Source organism: Pseudomonas cannabina (genome assembly GCF_900100365.1).
Taxonomy (GTDB): domain Bacteria; phylum Pseudomonadota; class Gammaproteobacteria; order Pseudomonadales; family Pseudomonadaceae; genus Aquipseudomonas; species Aquipseudomonas cannabina.
This window is the reverse complement of the sequence record NZ_FNKU01000001.1, coordinates 564541-588565: the sequence shown is the minus strand read 5'-3', so window position 1 is coordinate 588565 and position 24025 is coordinate 564541. Positions and strand designations below refer to the sequence as shown.

Genomic DNA, 24025 nt, shown 5'->3' with positions numbered 1-24025 from the left:
ATGGATGAGAGGCTCATCATCGTGATCGCGCACTGCTGTATAGGAACTCACCATCAAGTCTCAATGAACACTCACACGCATTCTCGACGCGTTGAAGGGCGCGAATCGAACAGGTCGCAGGCCTTGATGGGAACCCTTTCGAGCCATTGCGCCACCTAAAGTGTAACTCCCAGTGTTGGTACAGTTGATGAGTAACCTTTTCTACAAGACCTTGCTTGATGACTTTTCACAAGGCATGAAGATGCAGCCCTTGAGGTTTGATGGCAAAGGGGCATGCAACATGATCATTGACGATACGTTCGCACTGACGCTCTTGCGCGATGACGCCCGCGAACGCCTGCTACTGATAGGTTTGCTCGACCCGCCGGAGGATTTGCCCCTGCAACGTCTTTTGGCCGGTGCTCTAAACCCGCTGGTGAGCGCGGGACCGGGCCTTGGGTGGGACGAGCAGAGTGAGCTGTATCACGCCTATCAAAGCATTCCTAGGGAGGCGCTGATTTATTCGATTTTTCGTCCCTGCAACGCTCTGGAGGCCTTGATTTATCTGGGGGCAACAGCTGGGTTTTAGAATAAATCAGCGTCTCCCTAGGGAGGCGCTGCAAAAATAGCCAACTGTCCCCACCCTTGGCACACTAAGTTCCTTCAACAGCCTCCCTCTCCGTGAGCGTTACGCGCGTGCAGAAGACCTTCTCCGAACTCGAATATACCGGCAAGAAAAAGCAGACTCGCCGAGATCGCTTCCTGGCTGACCTTGAACAGTTGGTGCCCTGGGCCCTGCTGGAGGCGCAAGTGGCGCCGTTTTATAGCAACACCGCAGGCAAGCGCGGACGCCCTGCGATAGGGGTGTCGCGCATGTTGCGCATGTACGTCGTGCAGCAGTGTTTCGGTTTCTCCGATGAAGGTTGCGAAGATGCCGTCTACGACAGCCAGGCCATCCGCGGTTTTATGGGTATCGACCTGGGTCGCGAGTCTGCACCGGATGCCACCACCTTGCTGCGTTTTCGCCGCTTGCTGGAAGTCCATCAGCTAACCCGGCTGCTGTTTGAAACGATTAACCAGCATCTGGCCAGCCGGGGGCTGCTGCTCAAGGAAGGCACTATCGTCGACGCTACTCTGATCGCCGCGCCGCCCTCGGTCAAGAACCGAGAAGGCAAGCGTGATCCTGAGATGCATCAGGCCAGGAAAGGCAATCAATGGCACTTTGGGATGAAGGCCCACATTGGTGTAGACGCCACGTCGGGGCTGGTGCACAGCGTAGTAGGGACGGCCGCTAACGTGGCGGATGTCACCCAGGTTGGCCAGTTGCTTCACGGTGACGAAACCTATGTTTCGGGTGACGCTGGATACACCGGTGCGGCCAAGCGACCGGAGCATGCTGAACGGGACGTTATCTGGTCGATTGCAGAACGGCCAAGCAGTTACAAGCAGCACGGCGAAGGCAGCGTGCTGTATCGGGTCAAGCGCAAAATTGAATATGCCAAGGCGCAACTGCGTGCCAAGGTCGAGCACCCCTTCCAGGTAATCAAGGTGCGCTTCAATCATCGCAAGGTTCGCTACCGTGGGCTGGAAAAGAATACAGCGCAGTTGTTCAGTTTGTTTGGGTTGGCCAATCTGATGCTGGCCAAGCGGTATTTACAACAGACGGCAGGATAAATCCGTCTGAAAGGCGGGACTGGCCCGCCTTTCAGCAAAATGAGGGCAGAAATCTGCTCGAGAAACGTAAAATAAGGCCGGCAGGTTGAAAAAAACCGGCTTGGAAATGGGGACGGTGCGAACGGGTTAATTGTTCAGCGTCTCCCTAGGGAGACGCTGATTTATTCTAAAACCCAGCTGTTGCCCCCAGATAAATCAAGGCCTCCAGAGCGTTGCAGGGACGAAAAATCGAATAAATCAGCGCCTCCCTAGGCATTCAAGTCTCGATGATATCCAGGCGCTTAAATCCGAGGGCCACCTGGAGGTCAACGGTAAAAGTTATAAGATCAGTGCCGCAGAGAGCGGCGAGATTACCGTGCTTAAACCTGATCAGCCGTCCAAGGCGAACAAGTTCTTCAAGGTCGCTACGCACCTCGTTGGTGTAAAAAGCCAGAGGGAGCAGATCGCTCAAGTGATTAATGAAAAAATGGCTACCGCTCCTCGCTTGGACAGGATGCCGGGCAGACGCATGAACCCAGAGGAAGGCGGATCTAGTGTGATGTTTTCGAAATAAGTTACTTATTGCCTGCGGTTTCAAGTGCTTCACGCGCCCGTTGAATTTTGTTCAGAATCTCCTCTCCCTTTGCGTTCCAAACGTATCGGGTCGGCTGAGCATTACGTAACGCCATGAACGCTGTAATGGAGCTCTCCAGCTCGCGAACCGAGGCAAAACTGCCGTCGCGAAGATACACCGTGATGTCTCGAAAGAAGCGTTCAACCATGTTCATCCAAGAGCTGGAGGTCGGCGTGAAATGAATATGAAAACGCGGATGCTTCGCCAGCCAGGCCTTCACTGCGGCATGCTTGTGGGTCGCGTAGTTATCGACGATCAGATGAAGCTGGAGGTGTTTGGGCGTTTCTTTATTGATCTTCTTGAGAAAGGCCAACCACTCTTGATGCCGGTGCTGACGCTCGATGCTGCTGATCAATTTTCCTTGGAGGTAATGCAGTGCGGCGAATAACGTGACCGTGCCATGACGGGTGTAATCATGGGATTTAGTCTGGATATGACCGATGCCCAAAGGCAAACCCGGCTGTGTTCGCTCCAACGCCTGAACCTGGCTTTTCTCATCACAGCACAACACTAAAGCCTTATCCGGTGGGGCCAGATAAAGCCCGATCACATCCCAGAATTTCTCCTCAAACTGCGGATCGTTGGACAACTTGAATGTGCGCGTCAGGTGGGGCTTTAAATCATTGGCAGCCCACAGCTTATGGACGGTGGTCGAGGAAATACCCGCCGCCTTTGCCATGCTCCGACAGCTCCAGCGTGGTTCTCCGATGCGAGGACGGGTGACCTGTTCCAGGACACGGCGAACTGTCTCGGCAGGCAAAGATGACTTGCGTCCACGCCCAGGTTCGTCGACCAGTCCGTCCAGTCGACGAGCCTGGAAACGCTGGCACCAGAGCGTGATCGTTGGGCAGGAAAAGCCCGTCAAACGTGCAATGTTGTCTCGGGTTTCACCTTCGGCAGCCAGCAGGATTATGCGTGCTCGACGACCCTCTCGCTGAGGTATGGTGGCAGAGCGAACGCGTCGTTTGAGTTCGATCGTTTCTTCAAGGCTAAGCGTGATGTCCAGAGCGCTCACGATAAGCTCTCCACGGCTGGGATGACATCTGAAGTGTAGCCGAAAATAACGAAAAGATATTTCGCGAACAGCACACTAGCTCGGTTACCAACGCAATAAAATTGGCGGAAGCGCAGTTGTCGGCAAAAAAGACATTTGCCAGCTTGCAACAGTGGGCGGAGGCCGCGCAAAAGGCTCGACGCAAAGATGAGGAGCATGTTTACATGATGTACAAAGATGACGTGCCCGGCACAACGCCCATGAATACGAGGCAGCAGAGTAATTATCTGCATACCCTGAAAGCTCTGAATGAACAGAATCAACTGATTATTCGCCCGCAGAGTCAGGATCATCTCAGAAACAAAGAACTCGATTTGAACGCATTCATGGCTGAACGCCCTGAATCCAGAGATGGGTTCTACCGACTCATGCCCAAGAAAGATCGCGACCCTGGCAAAGATTCCGGGCGCCTCACTATTGGCGTGGAGCCCAAGTATGCGGCCCAACTGGCTCACGCAATGGTCACTTTGATCGATAGAGACAAATCCGTGACACAAGGCAAAGTCGCGGGCCCGGCCAATTATGGCAAACGAACAGACTCCGCCATCCTTTACATAAATGGCGATCTTGAAACAGCCGCGCGACTGGCGGAGGAACTAAAAACTCTGAGCGGTATCCCGGCAGACGGTTTTGTCGAACATACGCCTTTAAGGAGACGCTGATTTATTCTAAAACCCAGCTGTTGCCCCCAGATAAATCAAGGCCTCCAGAGCGTTGCAGGGACGAAAAATCGAATAAATCAGCGCCTCCTTAAGGAGACGCTGAACAATTAACCCGTTCGCACCGTCCCCATTTCCAAGCCGGTTTTTTTCAACCTGCCGGCCTTATTTTACGTTTCTCGAGCAGATTTCTGCCCTCATTTTGCTGAAAGGCGGGCCAGTCCCGCCTTTCAGACGGATTTATCCTGCCGTCTGTTGTAAATACCGCTTGGCCAGCATCAGATTGGCCAACCCAAACAAACTGAACAACTGCGCTGTATTCTTTTCCAGCCCACGGTAGCGAACCTTGCGATGATTGAAGCGCACCTTGATTACCTGGAAGGGGTGCTCGACCTTGGCACGCAGTTGCGCCTTGGCATATTCAATTTTGCGCTTGACCCGATACAGCACGCTGCCTTCGCCGTGCTGCTTGTAACTGCTTGGCCGTTCTGCAATCGACCAGATAACGTCCCGTTCAGCATGCTCCGGTCGCTTGGCCGCACCGGTGTATCCAGCGTCACCCGAAACATAGGTTTCGTCACCGTGAAGCAACTGGCCAACCTGGGTGACATCCGCCACGTTAGCGGCCGTCCCTACTACGCTGTGCACCAGCCCCGACGTGGCGTCTACACCAATGTGGGCCTTCATCCCAAAGTGCCATTGATTGCCTTTCCTGGCCTGATGCATCTCAGGATCACGCTTGCCTTCTCGGTTCTTGACCGAGGGCGGCGCGGCGATCAGAGTAGCGTCGACGATAGTGCCTTCCTTGAGCAGCAGCCCCCGGCTGGCCAGATGCTGGTTAATCGTTTCAAACAGCAGCCGGGTTAGCTGATGGACTTCCAGCAAGCGGCGAAAACGCAGCAAGGTGGTGGCATCCGGTGCAGACTCGCGACCCAGGTCGATACCCATAAAACCGCGGATGGCCTGGCTGTCGTAGACGGCATCTTCGCAACCTTCATCGGAGAAACCGAAACACTGCTGCACGACGTACATGCGCAACATGCGCGACACCCCTATCGCAGGGCGTCCGCGCTTGCCTGCGGTGTTGCTATAAAACGGCGCCACTTGCGCCTCCAGCAGGGCCCAGGGCACCAACTGTTCAAGGTCAGCCAGGAAGCGATCTCGGCGAGTCTGCTTTTTCTTGCCGGTATATTCGAGTTCGGAGAAGGTCTTCTGCACGCGCGTAACGCTCACGGAGAGGGAGGCTGTTGAAGGAACTTAGTGTGCCAAGGGTGGGGACAGTTGGCTATTTTTGCAGCGCCTCCTTAAGTATGCAATCTACCGGGCGTGGTTTTTCCTATGCTGAGGACGCAGATAAGAACCAGATTAGCCATGGGCTTAGCAGAGCACGCGTTATTGTAGACGCTTTGAAGCTTGAGGGACCGCTGGACGCCAGACTCAAAACAGCACTGGCCGCACACGGGTTTGATACAGAAAACCCGGCACTCAGAAAGTCAAGGTGAATGGGCACCTCCCACAGCCGATTGCCAGTTATGAGAACACAGCGAAACGATGACCGGGCGATTCGCTGGCGAGATAGCGATCGACTCAGCATCTGCACTAACAATCAGCTACGACAAGGGTGGCGTACCATGGCACGCCACCATGCTTTCATGCCTGACTACCGTTGGCAACGAGGGCTCATGACCAGCCCCCATCGCAATTATCACCCTAACGCTGGTCATCCCGCCCGCTCACCGCTAGAATTGCGCACTTTTTGATCAGAGGCGCACCCAGCGCCCAGTCGGTGCCTGCGCTTTGCGCACGAGCGCCCTTCACGCCGAGGTTTGCCATGTCCACCGTTACCACGCCGTCCGCCCCCAAGGTTGGATTCGTTTCTCTGGGTTGCCCGAAGGCGCTCGTTGATTCTGAACGCATCCTGACCCAACTGCGCATGGAAGGTTACGAAGTCGTGGCGACCTACGAGGACGCCGACGTGGTCGTGGTCAATACCTGTGGCTTCATCGACACGGCCAAGGCCGAGTCACTGGAAGTGATCGGTGAAGCGATTAAGGAAAACGGCAAGGTGATCGTCACCGGCTGCATGGGCGTCGATGCGAGTGTCATTCGCAATGTGCACCCGAGCGTGCTGTCGGTGACCGGCCCGCAGCAGTACGAGCAGGTGGTCAATGCGGTGCACGACGTGGTGCCGCCACGCCATGATCACAATCCGCTGATCGACCTGGTGCCGCCGCAGGGCATCAAGCTGACGCCGCGCCATTACGCCTACCTGAAAATCTCCGAAGGCTGCAACCACAGTTGCAGCTTCTGCATCATCCCGTCGATGCGCGGCAAGCTGGTCAGCCGCCCCGTCGGTGATGTGCTGGACGAAGCCAAGCGCCTGGTCAAGTCAGGCGTAAAAGAGCTGTTGGTGATTTCTCAAGACACCAGCGCCTATGGCGTCGATGTCAAATACCGCACCGGTTTCTGGGACGGTCAGCCGATCAAGACCCGCATGACCGAGCTGTGTCAGGCCCTCGGCTCGATGGGCGTCTGGGTACGCCTGCACTATGTTTACCCGTACCCGCACGTCGACGAACTGATCCCGCTGATGGCCGCCGGCAAGATCCTGCCGTACCTGGACATCCCGTTCCAGCACGCCAGCCCGAAGATCCTCAAGCTGATGAAGCGCCCGGCCTTCGAAGACAAGACCCTGGCGCGTATCAAGAACTGGCGCGAGCAGTGCCCTGATCTGATCATCCGTTCGACATTCATTGTCGGCTTCCCCGGCGAAACCGAGGAAGACTTCCAGTACCTGCTGGACTGGCTGACCGAAGCCCAGCTGGACCGCGTCGGCTGCTTCCAGTACTCGCCGGTCGAGGGCGCGCCCGCCAACCTGCTGGACGCAGCCATCGTGCCGGATGATGTCAAACAGGATCGCTGGGACCGCTTCATGGCCCATCAACAGGCGATCAGTGCCGCCCGCCTGCAAATGAAGATCGGCAAGGAAATCGAAGTGCTGATCGACGAAGTGGATGAACGCGGCGCGGTGGGCCGTTGCTTCTTCGACGCGCCGGAAATCGACGGCAACGTTTTTATCGGTCTGGAAGATGGCAGCACTGTCCAGCCCGGCGACAAGATCATGTGCCGCGTGACCGATGCTGACGAATACGACTTGTGGGCCGAGGTGCTTTAAGCTCGGGTGTATCTGGCTGAAAAGCGCTGCCTGAAAAAGCCCTGCCTTCTGAAACGGCAGGGCTTTTTTGTGCGCGGCTGTTGTCTATGCAGAATCGGCAACAAGGAGCTACCGAGATGCGACTATATGCACCGCGCCAAGAGGATTATCCGGAACTGACTGACGTCTGGGAGCGCTCGGTACGCGCCACCCATGACTTCATGCCGGAAGCGTACATCGTCAGGCTCAAAGGCTTGTTGAGCCAGTATCTGGACAGCGTGACACTGTTCTGCACCCGCGATGACAACTCGAGCATCACCGGCTTTGCGGGCGTCAACAAAGACAAGCTGGACATGTTGTTCATCGCTCCGGAGCATCGGCGTCAGGGCCTCGGGACTTACCTGCTGCAACACGCCATACGGCACTTCGGCATCGTCGAGCTGGACGTCAACGAGCAGAATCCGCGCGCGTTCGGCTTCTATTGCAAGCATGGCTTCAAAATCGTCAGTCGCTCGGCAGTGGATGGTCTTGGAAACCCCTACCCCATGCTCAGGATGCGGCTCGAGGGTCGGGATTGAGGCCGATTGCGGCACAAATGCAATGTTGCCGCGATTAACCGGGCGCAGGCGGTTACAATGGCGCCTTTCTCATCAGTAAGCGGCTTTTTTGTCATGACAGACCCCATTCGCCTCTCCAAACGCCTTATCGAACTGGTGGGCTGCTCCCGCCGGGAGGCCGAACTGTTTATCGAAGGTGGCTGGGTCACTGTGGATGGCGTGGTTATCGAAGAGCCGCATTTCAAGGTCAGCACCCAGAAAGTCGAGCTGAGCCCGGACGCCAAGGCCGATTCTCCGGAAGCGGTGACGATTATCCTGCACAAGCCAGCCTCCGCCAGTGCCGAAAGCGCCTTGCAGATGATCACGCCTGGCACCCTGTCCGAAGAGCACAGCTACAGCAAGCGCCCGCTCAAAGGCCACTTCATGCGTCTCGAGCCGATTTCCAGCCTGCAGGCCAATGCCAGCGGCCTGATGGTGTTCAGCCAGGACTGGAAAATCCTGCGCAAGCTCACCGACGACCGCAGCAAGATCGAGCAGGAATACGTGGTGGAAATCACGGGCGACATGGTTGCTCACGGCCTGAATCGCCTCAATCATGGCCTGACGTACAAGGGCAAGGAATTGCCGGCTGTAAAGGCCAGTTGGCAGAACGAAAACCGTCTGCGCTTTGCCATGAAAAACCCGCAGCCCGGCATCATCGCGCAATTGTGCGAAGCCGTCGGCTTGAAGATCGTCTCCATCCGGCGCATCCGCATTGGCGGTGTGTCCATGGGTAAGTTGCCAGAAGGCCAATGGCGCTACATGACGAGCAAGGAAAAGTTCTGACCGCCGCACACCACCTCATTACAGCGCGCGTGATCATCTTCCCGCACCGCCATACGACTACCAGGACTCACGCCTTATGATGAACAACGATGTATTGCGCAGCGTGCGCTACATGCTCGATATCAGCGACAGCAAGATCGTCGAAATCACCGCTCTGACCGGCTATGAAGTGTCGAAAAGCGACGTCATCGCCTTCATGAAAAAAGAGGAAGAAGAAGGCTACCTCGAGTGCAGCGATGAAATCATGGCGCACTTTCTTGACGGCCTGGTCTACTTCAAGCGTGGCAAGGATGACAGCCGTCCGCCGCAGCCCATCGAACTGCCGATCACCAATAACATCGTTTTGAAAAAACTGCGCGTCGCGTTCGAGCTGAAAGAAGACGACATGCACGCCATCCTCAAATCCGCTGACTTCCCGGTCTCCAAGCCGGAATTGAGTGCACTGTTCCGCAAGGTCGGACATACCAATTACCGCGCGTGCGGCGATCAACTGCTGCGCAACTTCCTCAAGGGTCTGACCCTGCGCGTTCGTGGCTTAACCGGTTGAGACCATGAGCTACAACGTCTCCCCTGTCGGCTTCGTGCGCTCCTGCTTCAAGGAGAAGTTCGCCATACCGCGCCAACCGCAGCTGGCCCCGGCAGCACGCGGGGTGCTGGAGCTGGTGGCACCTTTCGATCAGGGCGACGCTGTTCAGGGTCTGGAGCAGGTCAGCCATGTCTGGCTGCTGTTTCTGTTTCATCTGGCGCTGGAAGACAAGCCGCGCCTCAAAGTGCGCCCGCCCCGCCTTGGCGGCAATCAGTCGATGGGCGTGTTCGCTACACGCGCGACACATCGCCCCAACGGCATCGGGCAATCGGTGGTCAAGCTGGACAAGGTCGAACCCGGCCGCCTCTGGCTGTCGGGCATCGATTTGCTGGACGGTACGCCGGTGCTGGACATCAAGCCTTACGTGCCTTACGCCGATGCAGTCAGCGACGCTCGCAACGGCGTCGCCAGCGCGGCACCTGAGCTGATTCCGGTGCACTGGCAGGACAGTGCACTGATGCAGGCCCGTGAACACGCCCTGCGCCTGAACGAGCCGTTGGTCGAGCTGGTCGAACAGTGCCTCGCGCAAGACCCGCGCCCGGCCTATCAGTTGCCCACGCCAGAGCGTCGCTACGGTGCCCGGTTCTGGGATCTGGACGTTCGCTGGCATTACCCGCAGGCCGGCGTCATCTGCGTGCTTGAAGTCATGCCGGCAACAAATCCCGCGCATTAAAAAACCCGCCTGACCCTTCAAGGATGAGGCGGGTTTCTGTAGATCGATTTACTTCTCGACGAACGCACGCTCGATCAGATAGTCGCCCGGCTCACGCATACGCGGCGAAACGGTCAGGCCGAAGCTGTTGAGCACTTCGCTGGTCTCGTCGAGCATGCTCGGGCTGCCGCACAACATCGCACGGTCATCCTGCGGGTTGATCGGCGGCAGGCCGATGTCGCTGAACAGCTTGCCACTGCGCATCAGGTCGGTCAGACGGCCTTCGTTCTCGAAGGGCTCGCGGGTGACCGTCGGGTAGTAGATCAGCTTGTCACGCAGCGCTTCACCGAAGAACTCATTCTGCGGCAGATGCTCGGTGATGAATTCGCGGTACGCGACTTCGTTTACGTAACGCACACCGTGGCACAGGATGACCTTTTCGAAACGCTCGTAGGTCTCGGGGTCCTGGATCACGCTCATGAACGGCGCCAGACCGGTGCCGGTGCTCAGCAGGTAAAGATGCTTGCCTGGCTTGAGGTCGTCGAGCACCAGCGTACCGGTAGGCTTCTTGCTGATGATGATCTCATCGCCTTCCTTCAGGTGTTGCAGCTGCGAGGTCAGCGGGCCGTCCGGCACCTTGATGCTGAAGAACTCCAGATGCTCTTCCCAGTTCGGGCTGGCAATCGAGTAAGCGCGCATGAGCGGACGACCATTGGGCTGCTGCAGACCGATCATGACGAACTGACCGTTCTCGAAGCGCAAGCCAGGGTCGCGGGTGCACTTGAAACTGAAGAGGGTGTCGTTCCAGTGGTGGACGCTAAGGACACGCTCGTGGTTCATGTTGCTCATGTACGTAGGAACTCCTGAAAAATTCATGCGCGCAGAGGCATTGCGCTATTGCGCGCCATTCTAGTGGCAGACACAATATCTGTTAAATGAATTATCAAGATATAGGTTATCGGTTATATAGATATGCGATTTACTCTCCGTCAGCTTCAAGTGTTTGTCGCCGTCGCCCAGCAGGAAAGCGTCTCCAGAGCCGCCGTGCTGCTGTCGCTTTCGCAGTCGGCGGCCAGCACCTCCATTACCGAGCTGGAACGTCAGTCGAGCTGCCAGTTGTTCGATCGCGCCGGCAAACGCCTTAGCCTCAATGCGACCGGCAGGCAGCTGTTGCCGCAGGCCGTAGCGCTGCTCGATCAGGCCAAGGAAATCGAAGACCTGCTCAACGGTAAATCCGGCTTCGGCTCGCTGGCGGTAGGCGCAACGCTGACCATCGGCAATTACCTGGCGACCCTGCTGATCGGCGGCTACATGCAGCGCCACCCGGAAAGCCAGGTCAAGCTTCATGTCCAGAACACCGCGAACATCGTGCAGCAAGTGGCGCACTACGAAATCGACCTGGGCCTGATCGAAGGCGATTGCAGCCACCCAGACATCGAGGTGCAGTCTTGGGTAAAGGATGAGCTGGTGGTGTTCTGCGCGCCACAACATCCGCTGGCGAAAAGTGGAAAGGCGTCGCTGGAAGAGCTGACCCACGAAGCCTGGATCTTGCGCGAACAGGGTTCTGGCACACGGCTGACCTTCGATCAGGCCATGCGTCATCATCGCAACGGGTTGAATGTGCGGCTGGAACTGGAACACACCGAGGCGATCAAGCGTGCGGTGGAGTCCGGACTGGGGATTGGCTGCATTTCCAGACTGGCACTGCGCGATGCCTTTCGCCGCGGCAATCTGGTAGAGCTGGCCACGCCCGAGCTGGACCTGGCGCGGCAGTTCTACTTCATCTGGCATAAACAGAAGTACCAGACTTCAGCCATGCGCGAGTTTCTCGACCTGTGTCGCGCCTTCACGGCCGGGGCACAGCGCAGCGACGAAATCGTGCTGCCCAGCCTGTACTGAGCGCGATCAGCCCAGCAGAACGATGCCCCATACCAGCGCGATCATGCTCAGGGCAATGAATTGCGCGGCGCTGCCCATGTCTTTGGCGTTCTTGGACAGCGGATGCAGGTCCAGGGAAATTCGGTCAATGGCTGCCTCGACCGCCGAGTTGAGCAGTTCGACGATGAGCGCCAGCAGGCACACGGCAACCAGCAAGGCGTGCTCGCCTTTGCTGACGTTCAGAAAGAACGAAAGCGGGATCAGCACGACATTGAGCAGCACCAACTGACGGAACGCAGCTTCACCTTTGAAGGCAGCGGACAGACCGTCAAGGGAATAGCCTGCGGCGTTGAGAATACGTTTAAGACCGGTCTGGCCTTTGAAGGGCGACATAGAGGGCTGCCGTGCAAAAAAAGATGAGGAAAGCTAAGGCACCAAAGGTCAAAAAAGCGTGAATACGCTTGGCTGACTTGCTTCAATGGGAGGAAATCGACTCCAGCTGCTGCAACAGCAACGCAGCCTGAGTACGCGTGCGCACCCCGAGCTTGCGGAAAATGGCAGTCACGTGAGCTTTGATGGTTGCCTCGGACACACTGAGCTCGGAGGCGATCTGCTTGTTCAACAGCCCCTCGCAGACCATGGTCAACACTCGAAACTGCTGGGGCGTCAGGCTGGCGAGCCCTGCGCTGGCCGCTTTCGCTTCGTCCGACACGCTGATCACCTCATTGACTTGCGGCGGCCACCAGACGTCGCCATCCAGCACGGTGCGTACCGCTTGCTGAATGACTTCAAGCGAGCTGGATTTGGGAATGAAGCCGCTGGCCCCGAACTCACGCGAACGCACGACAATCGACGCCTCTTCCTGAGCAGAGACCATCACCACCGGAATCTGCGGATACTGCCCGCGCAGCAGGACCAATCCGGAGAAGCCATAGGCGCCCGGCATGTTCAGGTCCAGCAAGACCAGATCCCAGTCGGCCTTTTCAGCCAGGCGCGATTCCAGTTGTGCAATGCTTTCTGCCTCGACCAACCGTGCTGCAGGCCCCAGGCCGATGGTCAACGCCTGATGCAGCGCACTGCGAAACAGGGGATGATCATCAGCGATCAGGATGTTGTAGGTCATGTAGTGATCCTGTTTTTTATAGAGAGGGCCGACACAATCGGCCGCTCCAGGCCTGACAAATTCGCACCGCGCCGTAAACCGGCAGCAAGCACCACGCCAGACCAGATGAATCGGCTTCCAGGCGGCGCCAAGCATGCCCAGCAACACCATGACGGTCAAGCGCGAAGCGCCGCTGTCCGTGGGCAGAAACGGCAATTAGCCACATCGCTAAAGAAAAGCCTTCAAATGAGTGTGCGCCGCGTCGTCCGGATCAATCGAATTCTGAAACTTCGCGCCCAGGTAGTGCGCGCTGAACACATCCAGATACGCATCCAGCACACCGCTGGCAGCGCAATCATCTGCCAGCTCCAGGCACAGCGCGGCCACTTCCGCCGTGCAAAAGTGGTCGTCACGCTTGGAACGGCGCAGGCGATAACGCGAGATTTGCTCGGGTTCCAGGCTGAGAACCGGAAACCGCTCCAGATAAGGGCTTTTGCGAAACATCTTGCGCGCTTCGTTCCAGGTGGCGTCGAGCAGGATGAACAATGGACGCTTGCCGTTCTCGCGCGACACCGTGGTCACCACCCGCTCTTCGGCGACGAACTCGCCCGGAAAGACGATGTACGGCTGCCATTGCGGATCGTCCAGCAGGGCCAGCAAGCGCTCGTCGACATCCACCCGCGACCAGCCGAATGCGTGCGTGTCTTCAATGACATCGGCGATCAACCAGCCCGTGTTGGTCGGCTTCAGCGGCTCGGTGTCGTACATCAACAGGCACATGCCCGATTCGGCAGCGACCGTGGGGCGCCACGCGCACAGGCAATAGCTGGAAATGACCCGGCAATCCGGGCACCGCGGCGCGCGCGAACCCCTCGCAGTGAAAGGTTTGATGGCGCGCGCCAGGCGTTCGTCGCGTAAACGGGAGACGGCGTGACTCATGGAAAGACACGCCTGCAGAGAAAAAACATCGACACCACGAAGACTCGACAGGAATAAAGTGCGCGCAGTTTATCAGAGCCCCGGCGCTTCAACCTGCTTTCGGCCTAGGCCCGGGCCAGACTCCTGCTCTATACTGCTGCGCCATTGCAACCCGCGTTATCGGCGGGCTGACCGGAACGCACGTTGCAGTCGCTGGTCCAACGGCCAGCTACTTAATCAGGAGAGTTTAATGCTGCGCCTTATCGCCCCTACCCTTACGTTGTTGCTCGTTGCTCCGTTGTGCGCCCAGGCGGCGTCGAAACAGGAGTTCGAACTCAGCAAGATGCTGGAAAAAGTCGCGAAGGAAAGCAGTGTCGGAACCCCTCGGGCGATCAACGAAGACATCCTGGATCAGGGTTATACCGTCAGCGGCAACGAACTGATCAACCACCTCAGCGTGCGTGAAGGTCAGGCTCAGCAAATGCGCGCCAACCCTGACGTGATGCGCAATCAGCTGGGTAACAGTGTTTGCCACAACAACGGTTTCCGCCAGTTGATGACCAAAGGCGCTGTACTCAAGTATCAGTTCACCGAGTACAAGACCAACCGTCCGGTTGCGACCCAGACCTTTCAGGCTTCGGACTGCACTGTAAAACCCAAGAAGTAAGCCGCTCCAGACCTCACCATACGTAACGCGCCTGCCCTTCAGGCGCGTTCGGCCTTTAGACATTCAGCAACTCATTAACCTTGAAAACCCACAGGGAAGCGATAGCCTTTCTCTGCAAACCAGCACATCATCGATTCGACACGCCCTACCGGGTCATTGATTTTGCAGGAGGAGAAATCCTGAATGCCGTATGTACCTGACGATCTTCTATCCCGACACTTCCAGAGTGATGGCCTCGACCTGACCCGCAAGGTCGAAGAGCATATTCAACAGGTTGCCCCCGATACCCGAAATCTGCCGCTGTATCGAGACATGATCCTGACCGTATTGCGCATGGCTCAGGACGACCGCAATCGCTGGGACGTCAAGATAACGCTGCAGACCCTGCGCGAGCTGGATAAGGCCTTTCGCGTGCTGGAACGCTTCAAGGGGCGCCGCAAGGTCACCGTATTCGGTTCCGCTCGTACCCCCGTGGAGCATCCGCTGTACGCGCAGGCCACGGAACTGGGCGAGAAACTGGCGCAATCCGACATGATGGTCATCACCGGCGCCGGCGGTGGCATCATGGCCGCAGCACACGCCGGTGCGGGCCTGAAACACAGCCTGGGATTCAACATCACCCTGCCCTTCGAGCAACACGCCAACCCGACCGTGGACGGCACCGAGAACCTGCTGCCCTTCCACTTCTTCTTCACCCGCAAACTGTTCTTCGTCAAGGAAGCCGATGCGCTGGTGCTCTGCCCGGGCGGCTTCGGCACCCTGGATGAAGCGCTGGAAGTGCTGACGTTGATACAAACCGGTAAAAGCCCACTGGTGCCGGTCGTGTTGCTGGACACCCCTGGTGGCAGCTTCTGGCAAGGCGCGCTGGACTTCATCAAGAACCAGCTACAGGAAAACCATTACATCCTGCCCGCCGACATGAAACTCATGCGGCTGGTCTACAGCGCTGACGAGGCTGTGCAAGAGATCAATCAGTTCTACAGCAACTTCCACTCCAGCCGCTGGTTGAAGAGCAAGTTCGTGATCCGCATGCATCACGCACTGAGTGAACAGGCGCTGGAGCACCTGCAAGAAGCGTTCGTCGACCTGTGCATCAGTGAAAACTTTCATCAGCACGGATATCAGGGCGAAGAGCACGATGAGGCGCAATTCAGTCACCTGACACGACTGGCGTTCACCTTTACCGGGCGCAATCAGGGACGACTTCGGGAGTTGGTGGATTACATCAATCTGCAAGAAAACTGGGCACGCGCTTAAAACAAGAAGATACAAGAAGATATACGGGGCGCGGTATGAAACCACCCCGACTCAATCGTCCCGATGATTACGGCCGCTCAACAGGCGGCCAATCATGTCCAGCGGGTACCCGCAGTAGCTCAGAAAACGTCCCTGCTTTGCACGCTCACGAGCATCGACCGGTAATGCACCAGCAAACTTGCGCTGCCAGATTTCCTCGAGTTTTTCCTGCCAATCAACCCCGCACTCTCTTAGCGCCTGTTCGATATCGGCTCGTTGCAGACCGCGCTGAGTCAGCTCTTCCCGAATACGAACAGGGCCATAGCCCGAACGGGCACGGTAGGAAACAAAGCTTTCGAGGTAACGGGATTCAGAGAGCAAGCCTTCCTCGACCAGACGGTCAAGCGCAGGCTCTATCAGCTCGGGGGTAGCGCCGCGCTGACGCAACTTGCGCGTCAGCTCGACTCGACCATGCTCGCGGCGTGCGAGCAGGTCCATTGCAGTTCGCCGTACGGCGACAGGTGTATCGAGCACGGCAGACATGGCTATCAGATATCAGCGTCTGCTTCGGCCACGTCATCGGTAACCACTGCTTCACGAGAGCCTACAGCCTTGGTGTCGACACCCGGGGTAAGCAACTTGTCGCGAATCTGCTTCTCAAGCGCTTTGCAGATTTCCGGGTTATCCGCCAGGAACTTGGCCGAGTTAGCTTTACCCTGACCGATCTTGCTGCCCTGGTAGCTGTACCATGCGCCGGATTTCTCGACAAAACCGTGCAATACGGCCAGGTCGACGATTTCGCCGTTCAGGTAGATACCCTTGCCGTAGAGAATCTGGAACTCTGCCTGGCGGAACGGCGGAGCTACCTTGTTCTTCACGACCTTGACGCGGGTTTCGCTGCCAACCACTTCGTCGCCTTCTTTCACGGCGCCGGTACGACGGATATCCAGACGTACCGAAGCGTAGAACTTCAGTGCGTTGCCACCGGTGGTGGTTTCCGGGCTACCGAACATCACACCGATCTTCATGCGGATCTGGTTGATGAAGATGACCAGGCAGTTGGCGTTCTTGATGTTACCGGTGATCTTGCGCAGTGCCTGCGACATCAGGCGCGCCTGCAGACCCACGTGCATGTCACCCATCTCGCCTTCGATCTCAGCCTTCGGCACCAGCGCGGCAACGGAGTCGACGACGATGACGTCAATGGCATTGGAACGCACCAGCATGTCGGTGATTTCCAGCGCCTGCTCGCCGGTGTCCGGCTGCGAGACCAACAGGTCGTCGACGTTGACGCCCAGCTTGCCTGCGTATTCCGGATCGAGTGCGTGTTCCGCATCGACGAATGCGCACGTCGCGCCCATTTTCTGGGCTTGCGCGATGACCGACAGGGTCAGCGTGGTTTTACCGGAAGACTCAGGACCGTAGATTTCCACGATCCGGCCTTTAGGCAGACCGCCGATACCGAGTGCGATGTCCAGACCCAGCGAACCGGTGGAGATGGCAGGAATCGCCTGGCGATCGTGATCGCCCATGCGCATCACGGCACCTTTACCGAACTGACGCTCGATCTGACCCAAGGCCGCAGCCAAGGCTTTCTTCTTGTTGTCGTCCATTGAAGTCCTCACGTTATCAAATTCAATCAGGGGCCTTGATGGCCACAACACCTGTATAAGTAGACAGTATTATTCCACAGCAACGGCCGCGCGCCTACCCCTGTTTTGGCATTTCTCCACGAGCCAGTTGTATCAGCCCTTGCAGCGCGGTCAGTACCGTCTGTCGACGGACCTCATCCCGATTACCCGCAAACCAGCGACGCTGGGTGATGAGCGTGGCTCCATCACCCCAGCACAGCCACACTGTACCGACGGGCTTGTCGACCGAACCGCCGCCTGGCCCTGCAACACCGCTGACCGCGACAGCGAAGCGCGCAGCACTTTCATGCAGCGCACCCCGCACCATGGCTTCCACGATCGGCTGACTGACCGCCCCAAATTGCTCGAACAACGCGTCAGGCACGCCTAGTTGCCGGGTTTTCTGAGCATTGGAATACGTCACGTAACCCGCTTCGAACCAGGCGGAGCTGCCGCCGATGCGGGTAATGGCTTCGGCGATGCCGCCGCCCGTGCAGGATTCGGCAGTCGTGACCTGAGCATCGACGGCTTTGAGCAGGCTGCCAAGCGTGTCGGCAAGCCGGGTAATTTCATCCACGGGATCATCCTGTTCAGACCTTATGACTTTGTAAAACCGATTAGAGAGACGAAACGGCCGATGAACGGCCGTTCGTCACCTGCCGAATAATCAGTTGTTTTTCTTGCGTACGGGCTTTTTGACCGTTTCCACCGTGGTTTCTCTCGGTCTTTTTCTGGCCTCCTCCAGAGGAATGAAGCGACCGCTGACAGAATCTCTCGCTCGTTTGCTTTTCATGTGATTGTTCATATAAAAATCCTTTTTTATAGAGTGCCCTTCGGCTATCGAGTGGCAGCGCTGAAAGTCTATACGGCAAATCGACCTCCATGGCCGCCGGGAAACGCCTGGTCACCAATCAGCAAGTGTCATGTCCTCACTGCAACGCTCTGTCGTGCGTGATAACCTTGCGCCCATCGCAAACACTTGGCAGACGCCCCTCCATTCAAGAGGGAACGCGTGTCATGCCTGAAGTTTGCCTCACCCCTCTAAAGAACTTGCCTAAGCCACTGATGAATAAAGCAATTTCCGATCTCTCCTCACACACGCCCATGATGCAACAGTACTGGAAGCTGAAAAATCAGCACCCGGACCAGTTGATGTTCTATCGCATGGGCGACTTCTACGAAATTTTCTACGAAGACGCGAAGAAAGCCGCCAAATTGCTGGATATCACCCTGACTGCTCGCGGCCAGTCGGCAGGCCAGAGCATACCCATGTGCGGGATTCCCTATCATGCGGCCGAGGGCTATCTGGCCAAACTGGTGAAGCTTGGCGAGTCGGTGGTGATCTGTGAACAGATCGGCGATCCGGCCACCAGCAAGGGCCCGGTGGACCGTCAGGTGGTGCGCATCATCACGCCCGGGACCATCAGCGATGAAGCGCTGCTCGATGAGCGCCGGGACAACCTGATCGCCGCCGTGCTGGGGGACGAGCGGCTGTTCGGCCTCGCGGTGCTGGACATCACCAGTGGCAACTTCAGTGTGCTGGAGATCAAGGGCTGGGAAAATCTGCTCGCCGAGCTTGAGCGCATCAACCCGGTCGAGCTGTTGATTCCTGACGATTGGCCACAAGGTTTGCCAGCGGAAAAGCGCCGCGGTGCCAGACGTCGCGCGCCCTGGGATTTCGAACGCGATTCCGCGCACAAAAGTCTCTGCCAGCAGTTTGCGACCCAGGACCTCAAGGGTTTCGGCTGCGAGAACCTGACCCTGGCCATTGGTGCTGCTGGCTGCCTCTTGAGCTACGCCAGGGAAACACAGCGCACCGCCCTGCCGCACTTGCGCAGCCTGCGCCACGAGCGTCTCGACGATACCGTGATCCTCGACGCCGCCAGTCGGCGCAATCTGGAACTGGACACCAACCTCTCGGGCGGACGCGACAACACGCTGCAGTCCGTCATGGATCGCTGCCAGACAGCGATGGGCACGCGCTTGCTGACTCGCTGGCTGAATCGCCCGCTGCGCGACCTTGCCGTATTGCAGGCACGTCAGACCTCCATTGGTTGCTTCCTGGAACGCTATCGTTTCGAGAACCTGCAACCGCAGCTCAAGGAAATCGGGGACATCGAGCGGATTCTGGCGCGGATAGGTCTGCGCAACGCTCGGCCGCGCGATCTTGCCCGACTGCGCGATGCTCTGAGCGCACTGCCCGAGTTGCAACAGGCGATGACCGACCTTGACGCGCCGCACCTGCAGCAACTTGCGCAGACCGCCAGCACATACCCCGAGCTTGCTGATCTGCTGCAACGCGCGATCAACGACAACCCGCCCGCCGTGATTCGTGACGGTGGCGTTCTGAAGACCGGCTACGACGCAGAGCTGGACGAGCTGCAATCACTGAGCGAAAACGCCGGCCAGTTCCTGATCGATCTGGAAGCGCGCGAAAAAGCCCGTACCGGACTGAGCCATCTGAAAGTCGGTTACAACCGCGTGCACGGCTACTTCATCGAGTTGCCGAGCAAGCAGGCTGAACAGGCACCGGCCGACTACATTCGCCGCCAGACCCTCAAGGGCGCCGAGCGCTTCATCACGCCGGAACTCAAAGAGTTCGAAGACAAAGCACTGTCAGCAAAAAGCCGTGCGCTGGCGCGTGAAAAAATGCTCTACGAGGCCTTGCTTGAAGACCTTATCGGCCATCTGGCCCCGCTGCAGGACACTGCGGCAGCACTGGCCGAGCTGGACGTATTGAGCAATCTTGCAGAGCGCGCCCTGAATCTGGACCTGAATTGCCCACGCTTCGTGGCCGAGCCCTGCATGCGCATCGAGCAAGGTCGCCATCCGGTGGTCGAGCAGGTGTTGAGCACGCCATTCGTTGCCAACGACCTGGCCCTCGACGACAACACGCGGATGCTGGTCATCACCGGCCCGAACATGGGCGGTAAGTCGACCTACATGCGCCAGACGGCATTGATCGTGCTGCTGGCCCACATTGGCAGCTTCGTGCCGGCCGCCACGTGCGAACTGTCGCTGGTTGACCGGATCTTCACCCGGATCGGCTCCAGCGACGACCTTGCCGGTGGACGTTCGACGTTCATGGTGGAAATGAGCGAGACCGCCAACATTCTGCATAACGCCAGCGACAAGAGCCTGGTGCTGATGGACGAGGTCGGACGCGGCACCAGTACTTTCGACGGCCTGTCACTGGCCTGGGCGGCTGCCGAATGCCTTGCGCAACTGCGCGCTTACACGCTGTTCGCGACGCATTATTTCGAACTGACGGTGCTGCCGGAAAGCGAGCCGCTGGTCACCAACGTGCATTTGAACGCCACCGAACACAACGAGCGGATCGTATTCCTGCACCGTGTGCTGCCAGGGCCTGCCAGCCAGAGCTACGGCCTGGCCGTGGCGCAACTGGCGGGCGTTCCAGCGAAAGTCATCACGCGCGCCAAGGAGCACTTGCAGCGCCTGGAAACCACCAGCCTGCCCCACGAACAGCCGCGCGCCAAACCCGGCAAACCTGCGGTCCCGCAACAGAGCGATATGTTCGCCAGTCTGCCGCATCCGGTGCTCGATGAACTGTCGAAGATCAAGGTTGACGACATGACCCCGCGGCAGGCTCTGGATTTGCTGTACACATTGCAAACACGTCTGTGACGCGAACCGTTACAAGCTGTTAGAATCCCGCGCGGTTTGGGATGCTCCCGGCTTTTAGCCTGGCCGGGTTGTTTTCGAGCCGCGTGAAAACGCAGCGAACCAAGGGTGTGTGACAAGCGATGCGGTCGGACTGCATCAAGGCCGCTCACCACAAGCACGTGTTTTCATAGGGCCGGGAAACCTCCCGAACCTAGCAACCCTGTCTGGAAGGGCTCTGCTGCAGCCGCCTGAGGAGAAAATTAGAAATGACCTTCGTCGTCACCGACAACTGCATCAAGTGCAAATACACCGATTGTGTAGAAGTCTGTCCGGTGGACTGCTTCTACGAAGGCCCGAACTTTCTGGTCATTCACCCGGACGAGTGCATCGACTGCGCGCTCTGCGAGCCTGAGTGCCCTGCTGTGGCCATTTACTCGGAAGACGAGATACCTGCGGGTATGGAAAACTTCATCGAACTGAACGCTGAGCTTGCCGACGTCTGGCCCAATATCACCGAGAAGAAAGACGCCATGCCTGACGCTGCGGAATGGGATGGCAAGCCTGGCAAGATCGCTGAACTGGAACGCTAGATTCCAGGCAGACAAAAGGCCCTCGCGAGGGCCTTTTCATTACGCTGAATTCGACAGATTTCAGACAAAAAAAAGGGGCGGTTTGACCCGCCCACATTTTCTCCCTAACCCCTGTATTCCCTTGTCATCATCCTGATGAATCGCATCCTGCGATGTCCATAGCCTTCATTATCCTTGATGGCCTGTACCTGTCCGTTGGCACAGCTTCGATATTAGAGATTTAACCCGGCAGAGCAACACCCGAAACGCAGCAGAATATTTCCAGGCCCGCCCGCATCGAGAACAAAAGATCTTTAATATCAGCTAGTTGACCGATTAACTTCTTACAGAATGCAAAAAAACTCACCCATAATGCCTTGATGACTTACAGCATCTGTACGCAATGACTTACACAACATGGGATCCCACAGCCGTATTTCACAAGCGTTAAAGACCTGCGGCAGTATCGCTATCCCGTTGCAGACGTAGCAGTGACATTACGAAGGACATATAAAAAGGCCGATACACACATCAAGTGTTATATCGGCCTTGGCATGATGCGGTTTGCGGAGGGGATTTATCGGAAGAGTGACTCGCTGGACAGACCGTTCTTTTCAAGAATCTCGCGCAGGCGCTTGAGTCCTTCAACCTGTATCTGACGCACCCGTTCACGGGTCAGTCCGATTTCCAGCCCTACGTCTTCCAGTGTGCTGCTTTCATGCCCGCGCAGGCCAAAGCGGCGTATCACCACCTCGCGCTGCTTTTCGGTCAGTTCGGACAGCCACTGGTCGATGCTCTGAGACAGATCATCATCCTGCAGCAATTCGCACGGGTCGGTAGGACGGTCGTCCGTCAGGGTGTCGAGCAGGGTCTTGTCAGAGTCCGGCCCTAAGGAAACATCCACCGAAGAGACTCGCTCGTTGAGGCCCAGCATGCGCTTGACCTCACCGACAGGTCGTTCCAGCAGGTTGGCGATTTCTTCAGGGGAAGGCTCATGGTCGAGCTTCTGGGTCAGCTCTCTGGCCGCACGCAGGTAGACGTTCAGTTCCTTGACGACGTGAATCGGCAGCCGGATCGTCCGGGTCTGATTCATGATCGCGCGTTCAATGGTCTGACGAATCCACCAAGTGGCGTACGTCGAGAAACGGAAGCCACGTTCAGGATCGAATTTTTCGACCGCCCGGATGAGCCCAAGGTTGCCCTCTTCGATCAGGTCCAGCAATGACAGACCACGATTGACATAGCGCCTGGCGATTTTAACCACCAGTCGCAGATTGCTTTCAATCATGCGTTTGCGTCCGGCCGGATCGCCACTTTGCGACAGACGTGCAAAGTGAACTTCTTCTTCCGGGGACAACAGAGGAGAGAACCCGATCTCGTTGAGATACAGCTGGGTAGCGTCGAGCGCTCGGGTGTAGTCGATGTATTTGTGTTGTTTGAGCGATGTTGAATGCTTGGCCTTGACGCGTCCCGACACAGCAGCGGCTGGCTGCTTATCGTTTGACGCCTCCGTCAGTACAATGCCGGCTTCCATAAGGAGCACTTCATCATCGATGTCAAACTCCGGCGCTTCGTTGCCAAGAGCCATTGTTTTAGTCCTTTGGTGAGTTCGACCTCAAGCTCCAGCGGCGCCTGGTTCCATGGCATCGCTTGAGCCTGTTCCTATTACGCCAGGAACAGGCTGGCAACTATCAACGACGTGGCAAAAATTCCAATGGATCTACAGGTTTCCCTTGGCGGCGAATCTCAAAATGCAGTTTCACCCGGTCAGTTCCTGTTGACCCCATTTCGGCAATTGTCTGCCCTGCCTTGACCTGCTGCCCTTCCCGAACCAATAACCTGCGATTATGACCGTAGGCACTGACGTAGGTATCGCTGTGTTTGATGATGATCAATTCGCCGTAGCCACGTAATCCGCTTCCGGCGTAAACGACCGAACCATCAGACGCTGCCAAAACAGGCTGTCCCAAATCACCCGCGATATCAATTCCTTTATTCAAACTGCCGTTTGAGGAAAACTTTCCTATCAAAATGCCACTAGAAGGCCACGTCCAACCCGACGGAGACTTGCCAGCCGGGCCTGTGCCGGTCGTTGCCGACGGCGGTATCACCACCGGTACAACCGCCACCGGCTTGGACATGACAGTGGTTTTCACTGAGCCCGAGCTGCTTGTCGTGGTGGAAGTTGTCGTGGTTGGACGCCCTCCAACGGGGGTCGACGCTACACCGGATGTTGAAGAAGAGCGCCCGTCAAAGCGAATCGTCTGACCTGGTTTGATGGTAAACGGCTCCGGGATCTGATTGCGGGCAGCCAGTGCTTTCCAGTCCCAGCCGTAACGAAACGCAATGGAAAACAGCGTATCGCCGCGTCTGACGACGTACTGGCCGGTGGTCACGGTGGGGCGTTGCGCAACCGCATTGCCATTACGATCGACCACACGAACACCACCTGGCGGCGTGCTGGAACAGCCGGCCAGAAGGACACCGAGAGCAATGCCAATCACCAGACGCTGATAAATTCTTGAGGACCTGAGCTGCTGAATGACTGTGAGACTCACCCGCCACTCCCTTTACTGGTGACTGAATTCAAAAAAGATGCCTATTGTGCCGCAAGCGCGGCGGGCAGCCCGTGATTAACTGCTGAAAT

General features: G+C 57.3%; 26 protein-coding genes. 14 read left to right on the top strand and 12 right to left on the bottom strand.

The features are described from left to right. Window positions 1-187 precede the first annotated feature (187 nt). Window positions 188-568 (top strand): CesT family type III secretion system chaperone, encoded by a 381-nt coding sequence (locus BLT55_RS02800; RefSeq protein WP_074801268.1) that lies wholly within the window; start codon window positions 188-190, stop codon window positions 566-568. A gap of 107 nt (window positions 569-675) precedes the next feature. Beyond that, window positions 676-1653 carry an IS5 family transposase gene (locus BLT55_RS02795; protein ID WP_007247761.1) on the top strand — a complete coding sequence of 326 codons (978 nt, stop codon included), beginning with the start codon at window positions 676-678 and terminating at the stop codon, window positions 1651-1653. A gap of 554 nt (window positions 1654-2207) precedes the next feature. Here BLT55_RS02795 and BLT55_RS02785 read toward each other — a convergent pair. Then, window positions 2208-3281: an IS630 family transposase gene (locus BLT55_RS02785; RefSeq protein WP_074799928.1), complete on the bottom strand. Its 1074-nt coding sequence runs from the start codon at window positions 3279-3281 to the stop codon at window positions 2208-2210. A 101-nt stretch (window positions 3282-3382) separates the two neighbouring features. On the opposite strand from BLT55_RS02785, the gene BLT55_RS02775 reads away from it, so the two are divergent. Continuing rightward, window positions 3383-3982: a T3SS effector HopA1 family protein gene (locus tag BLT55_RS02775; protein WP_139206371.1), complete on the top strand. Its 600-nt coding sequence runs from the start codon at window positions 3383-3385 to the stop codon at window positions 3980-3982. Window positions 3983-4219: 237 nt separating this feature from the next. Here BLT55_RS02775 and BLT55_RS02770 read toward each other — a convergent pair whose 3' ends face one another. Beyond that, window positions 4220-5197: an IS5 family transposase gene (locus BLT55_RS02770; RefSeq protein WP_007247761.1), complete on the bottom strand. Its 978-nt coding sequence runs from the start codon at window positions 5195-5197 to the stop codon at window positions 4220-4222. 44 nt (window positions 5198-5241) lie between these two features. Between BLT55_RS02770 and BLT55_RS34630 the strand changes: the two genes are divergently transcribed. The 6 genes from BLT55_RS34630 (at window position 5242) to tsaA (ending at window position 9774) form a co-directional block, all read left to right on the top strand. Then, window positions 5242-5481 carry a T3SS effector HopA1 family protein gene (locus BLT55_RS34630; protein ID WP_397389525.1) on the top strand — a complete coding sequence of 80 codons (240 nt, stop codon included), beginning with the start codon at window positions 5242-5244 and terminating at the stop codon, window positions 5479-5481. 329 nt (window positions 5482-5810) lie between these two features. Next, on the top strand, window positions 5811-7154 hold the full coding sequence (rimO, locus tag BLT55_RS02765) for a 30S ribosomal protein S12 methylthiotransferase RimO (protein WP_007250191.1): 1344 nt from the start codon (window positions 5811-5813) through the stop codon (window positions 7152-7154). A 116-nt stretch (window positions 7155-7270) separates the two neighbouring features. Beyond that, window positions 7271-7711, top strand: a complete 441-nt coding sequence (locus BLT55_RS02760; protein WP_055001105.1) for a GNAT family N-acetyltransferase — start codon at window positions 7271-7273, stop codon at window positions 7709-7711. A 93-nt stretch (window positions 7712-7804) separates the two neighbouring features. After that, window positions 7805-8515: an rRNA pseudouridine synthase gene (locus tag BLT55_RS02755; RefSeq protein WP_007250189.1), complete on the top strand. Its 711-nt coding sequence runs from the start codon at window positions 7805-7807 to the stop codon at window positions 8513-8515. A gap of 76 nt (window positions 8516-8591) precedes the next feature. Continuing rightward, window positions 8592-9062 (top strand): YehS family protein, encoded by a 471-nt coding sequence (locus BLT55_RS02750; protein ID WP_055001106.1) that lies wholly within the window; start codon window positions 8592-8594, stop codon window positions 9060-9062. Window positions 9063-9066: 4 nt separating this feature from the next. Beyond that, the gene (gene tsaA, locus BLT55_RS02745) at window positions 9067-9774 is read left to right on the top strand and encodes a tRNA (N6-threonylcarbamoyladenosine(37)-N6)-methyltransferase TrmO (protein ID WP_055001107.1); all 708 of its coding nucleotides are present in this window, start codon (window positions 9067-9069) and stop codon (window positions 9772-9774) included. Window positions 9775-9822: 48 nt separating this feature from the next. Here the strand turns inward: tsaA and fpr are convergent, their stop codons facing one another. Further along, a complete protein-coding gene (fpr, locus tag BLT55_RS02740) occupies window positions 9823-10602 on the bottom strand; it encodes a ferredoxin-NADP reductase (protein ID WP_002554680.1) in 780 nt (259 codons plus the stop codon). A gap of 123 nt (window positions 10603-10725) precedes the next feature. Between fpr and BLT55_RS02735 the strand changes: the two genes are divergently transcribed. Next, window positions 10726-11652 carry a LysR family transcriptional regulator gene (locus tag BLT55_RS02735; protein ID WP_007250186.1) on the top strand — a complete coding sequence of 309 codons (927 nt, stop codon included), beginning with the start codon at window positions 10726-10728 and terminating at the stop codon, window positions 11650-11652. A 6-nt stretch (window positions 11653-11658) separates the two neighbouring features. On the opposite strand, the gene BLT55_RS02730 is transcribed toward BLT55_RS02735, so the two are convergent. From BLT55_RS02730 to BLT55_RS02715, 3 genes are all read right to left on the bottom strand, one after another. After that, window positions 11659-12024: a diacylglycerol kinase gene (locus BLT55_RS02730; RefSeq protein WP_054080061.1), complete on the bottom strand. Its 366-nt coding sequence runs from the start codon at window positions 12022-12024 to the stop codon at window positions 11659-11661. A gap of 82 nt (window positions 12025-12106) precedes the next feature. Next, window positions 12107-12754, bottom strand: coding sequence for a response regulator transcription factor ErdR (gene erdR / locus BLT55_RS02725; protein WP_055001138.1), 648 nt, complete (start codon window positions 12752-12754; stop codon window positions 12107-12109). Window positions 12755-12961: 207 nt separating this feature from the next. Next, complete coding sequence (locus BLT55_RS02715) at window positions 12962-13672, bottom strand: tRNA-uridine aminocarboxypropyltransferase (protein WP_055001108.1); 711 nt, start codon at window positions 13670-13672, stop codon at window positions 12962-12964. A gap of 229 nt (window positions 13673-13901) precedes the next feature. Between BLT55_RS02715 and BLT55_RS02710 the strand changes: the two genes are divergently transcribed. Then, window positions 13902-14318, top strand: coding sequence for a quorum-sensing-regulated virulence factor family protein (locus BLT55_RS02710; protein ID WP_007250182.1), 417 nt, complete (start codon window positions 13902-13904; stop codon window positions 14316-14318). A 183-nt stretch (window positions 14319-14501) separates the two neighbouring features. Further along, window positions 14502-15575: an LOG family protein gene (locus tag BLT55_RS02705; protein ID WP_055001109.1), complete on the top strand. Its 1074-nt coding sequence runs from the start codon at window positions 14502-14504 to the stop codon at window positions 15573-15575. Window positions 15576-15626: 51 nt separating this feature from the next. Here the strand turns inward: BLT55_RS02705 and recX are convergent, their stop codons facing one another. From recX to BLT55_RS33355, 4 genes are all read right to left on the bottom strand, one after another. Further along, entirely contained in the window at window positions 15627-16097 is a 471-nt protein-coding gene (gene recX / locus BLT55_RS02700) for a recombination regulator RecX (protein WP_055001110.1), read from the bottom strand. A 5-nt stretch (window positions 16098-16102) separates the two neighbouring features. Next, a complete protein-coding gene (gene recA, locus BLT55_RS02695; RefSeq protein WP_007250179.1) occupies window positions 16103-17167 on the bottom strand; it encodes a recombinase RecA in 1065 nt (354 codons plus the stop codon). Between the two features lie 94 nt (window positions 17168-17261). Next, window positions 17262-17762, bottom strand: coding sequence for a CinA family protein (locus BLT55_RS02690; protein ID WP_055001111.1), 501 nt, complete (start codon window positions 17760-17762; stop codon window positions 17262-17264). Between the two features lie 90 nt (window positions 17763-17852). After that, window positions 17853-17990, bottom strand: a complete 138-nt coding sequence (locus tag BLT55_RS33355) for a hypothetical protein (RefSeq protein WP_156357547.1) — start codon at window positions 17988-17990, stop codon at window positions 17853-17855. 272 nt (window positions 17991-18262) lie between these two features. On the opposite strand from BLT55_RS33355, the gene mutS reads away from it, so the two are divergent. Together mutS and fdxA are read left to right on the top strand one after the other, a co-directional pair. Further along, window positions 18263-20830 carry a DNA mismatch repair protein MutS gene (gene mutS, locus BLT55_RS02685; RefSeq protein ID WP_174518633.1) on the top strand — a complete coding sequence of 856 codons (2568 nt, stop codon included), beginning with the start codon at window positions 18263-18265 and terminating at the stop codon, window positions 20828-20830. 245 nt (window positions 20831-21075) lie between these two features. Then, complete coding sequence (fdxA, locus tag BLT55_RS02680) at window positions 21076-21399, top strand: ferredoxin FdxA (RefSeq protein WP_007250176.1); 324 nt, start codon at window positions 21076-21078, stop codon at window positions 21397-21399. Window positions 21400-21955: 556 nt separating this feature from the next. On the opposite strand, the gene rpoS is transcribed toward fdxA, so the two are convergent. Beyond that, window positions 21956-22966, bottom strand: coding sequence for an RNA polymerase sigma factor RpoS (rpoS, locus tag BLT55_RS02675; RefSeq protein ID WP_007250175.1), 1011 nt, complete (start codon window positions 22964-22966; stop codon window positions 21956-21958). A 103-nt stretch (window positions 22967-23069) separates the two neighbouring features. Further along, window positions 23070-23936 (bottom strand): peptidoglycan DD-metalloendopeptidase family protein, encoded by an 867-nt coding sequence (locus tag BLT55_RS02670; RefSeq protein ID WP_055001113.1) that lies wholly within the window; start codon window positions 23934-23936, stop codon window positions 23070-23072. Window positions 23937-24025 lie beyond the last annotated feature (89 nt).

What these genes read in the sequence shown, in the direction of transcription:
- BLT55_RS02800 (WP_074801268.1), top strand. Translation starts at nt 188, where the DNA reads ATGAGTAACCTTTTCTACAAGACCTTGCTTGATGACTTTTCACAAGGC.
- rimO (WP_007250191.1), top strand. Translation starts at nt 5,811, where the DNA reads ATGTCCACCGTTACCACGCCGTCCGCCCCCAAGGTTGGATTCGTTTCT.
- BLT55_RS02760 (WP_055001105.1), top strand. Translation starts at nt 7,271, where the DNA reads ATGCGACTATATGCACCGCGCCAAGAGGATTATCCGGAACTGACTGAC.
- BLT55_RS02755 (WP_007250189.1), top strand. Translation starts at nt 7,805, where the DNA reads ATGACAGACCCCATTCGCCTCTCCAAACGCCTTATCGAACTGGTGGGC.
- BLT55_RS02750 (WP_055001106.1), top strand. Translation starts at nt 8,592, where the DNA reads ATGATGAACAACGATGTATTGCGCAGCGTGCGCTACATGCTCGATATC.
- tsaA (WP_055001107.1), top strand. Translation starts at nt 9,067, where the DNA reads ATGAGCTACAACGTCTCCCCTGTCGGCTTCGTGCGCTCCTGCTTCAAG.
- fpr (WP_002554680.1), bottom strand. Translation starts at nt 10,602, where the DNA reads ATGAGCAACATGAACCACGAGCGTGTCCTTAGCGTCCACCACTGGAAC.
- BLT55_RS02735 (WP_007250186.1), top strand. Translation starts at nt 10,726, where the DNA reads ATGCGATTTACTCTCCGTCAGCTTCAAGTGTTTGTCGCCGTCGCCCAG.
- BLT55_RS02730 (WP_054080061.1), bottom strand. Translation starts at nt 12,024, where the DNA reads ATGTCGCCCTTCAAAGGCCAGACCGGTCTTAAACGTATTCTCAACGCC.
- erdR (WP_055001138.1), bottom strand. Translation starts at nt 12,754, where the DNA reads ATGACCTACAACATCCTGATCGCTGATGATCATCCCCTGTTTCGCAGT.
- BLT55_RS02715 (WP_055001108.1), bottom strand. Translation starts at nt 13,672, where the DNA reads ATGAGTCACGCCGTCTCCCGTTTACGCGACGAACGCCTGGCGCGCGCC.
- BLT55_RS02710 (WP_007250182.1), top strand. Translation starts at nt 13,902, where the DNA reads ATGCTGCGCCTTATCGCCCCTACCCTTACGTTGTTGCTCGTTGCTCCG.
- BLT55_RS02705 (WP_055001109.1), top strand. Translation starts at nt 14,502, where the DNA reads ATGCCGTATGTACCTGACGATCTTCTATCCCGACACTTCCAGAGTGAT.
- recX (WP_055001110.1), bottom strand. Translation starts at nt 16,097, where the DNA reads ATGTCTGCCGTGCTCGATACACCTGTCGCCGTACGGCGAACTGCAATG.
- recA (WP_007250179.1), bottom strand. Translation starts at nt 17,167, where the DNA reads ATGGACGACAACAAGAAGAAAGCCTTGGCTGCGGCCTTGGGTCAGATC.
- BLT55_RS33355 (WP_156357547.1), bottom strand. Translation starts at nt 17,990, where the DNA reads ATGAACAATCACATGAAAAGCAAACGAGCGAGAGATTCTGTCAGCGGT.
- fdxA (WP_007250176.1), top strand. Translation starts at nt 21,076, where the DNA reads ATGACCTTCGTCGTCACCGACAACTGCATCAAGTGCAAATACACCGAT.
- rpoS (WP_007250175.1), bottom strand. Translation starts at nt 22,966, where the DNA reads ATGGCTCTTGGCAACGAAGCGCCGGAGTTTGACATCGATGATGAAGTG.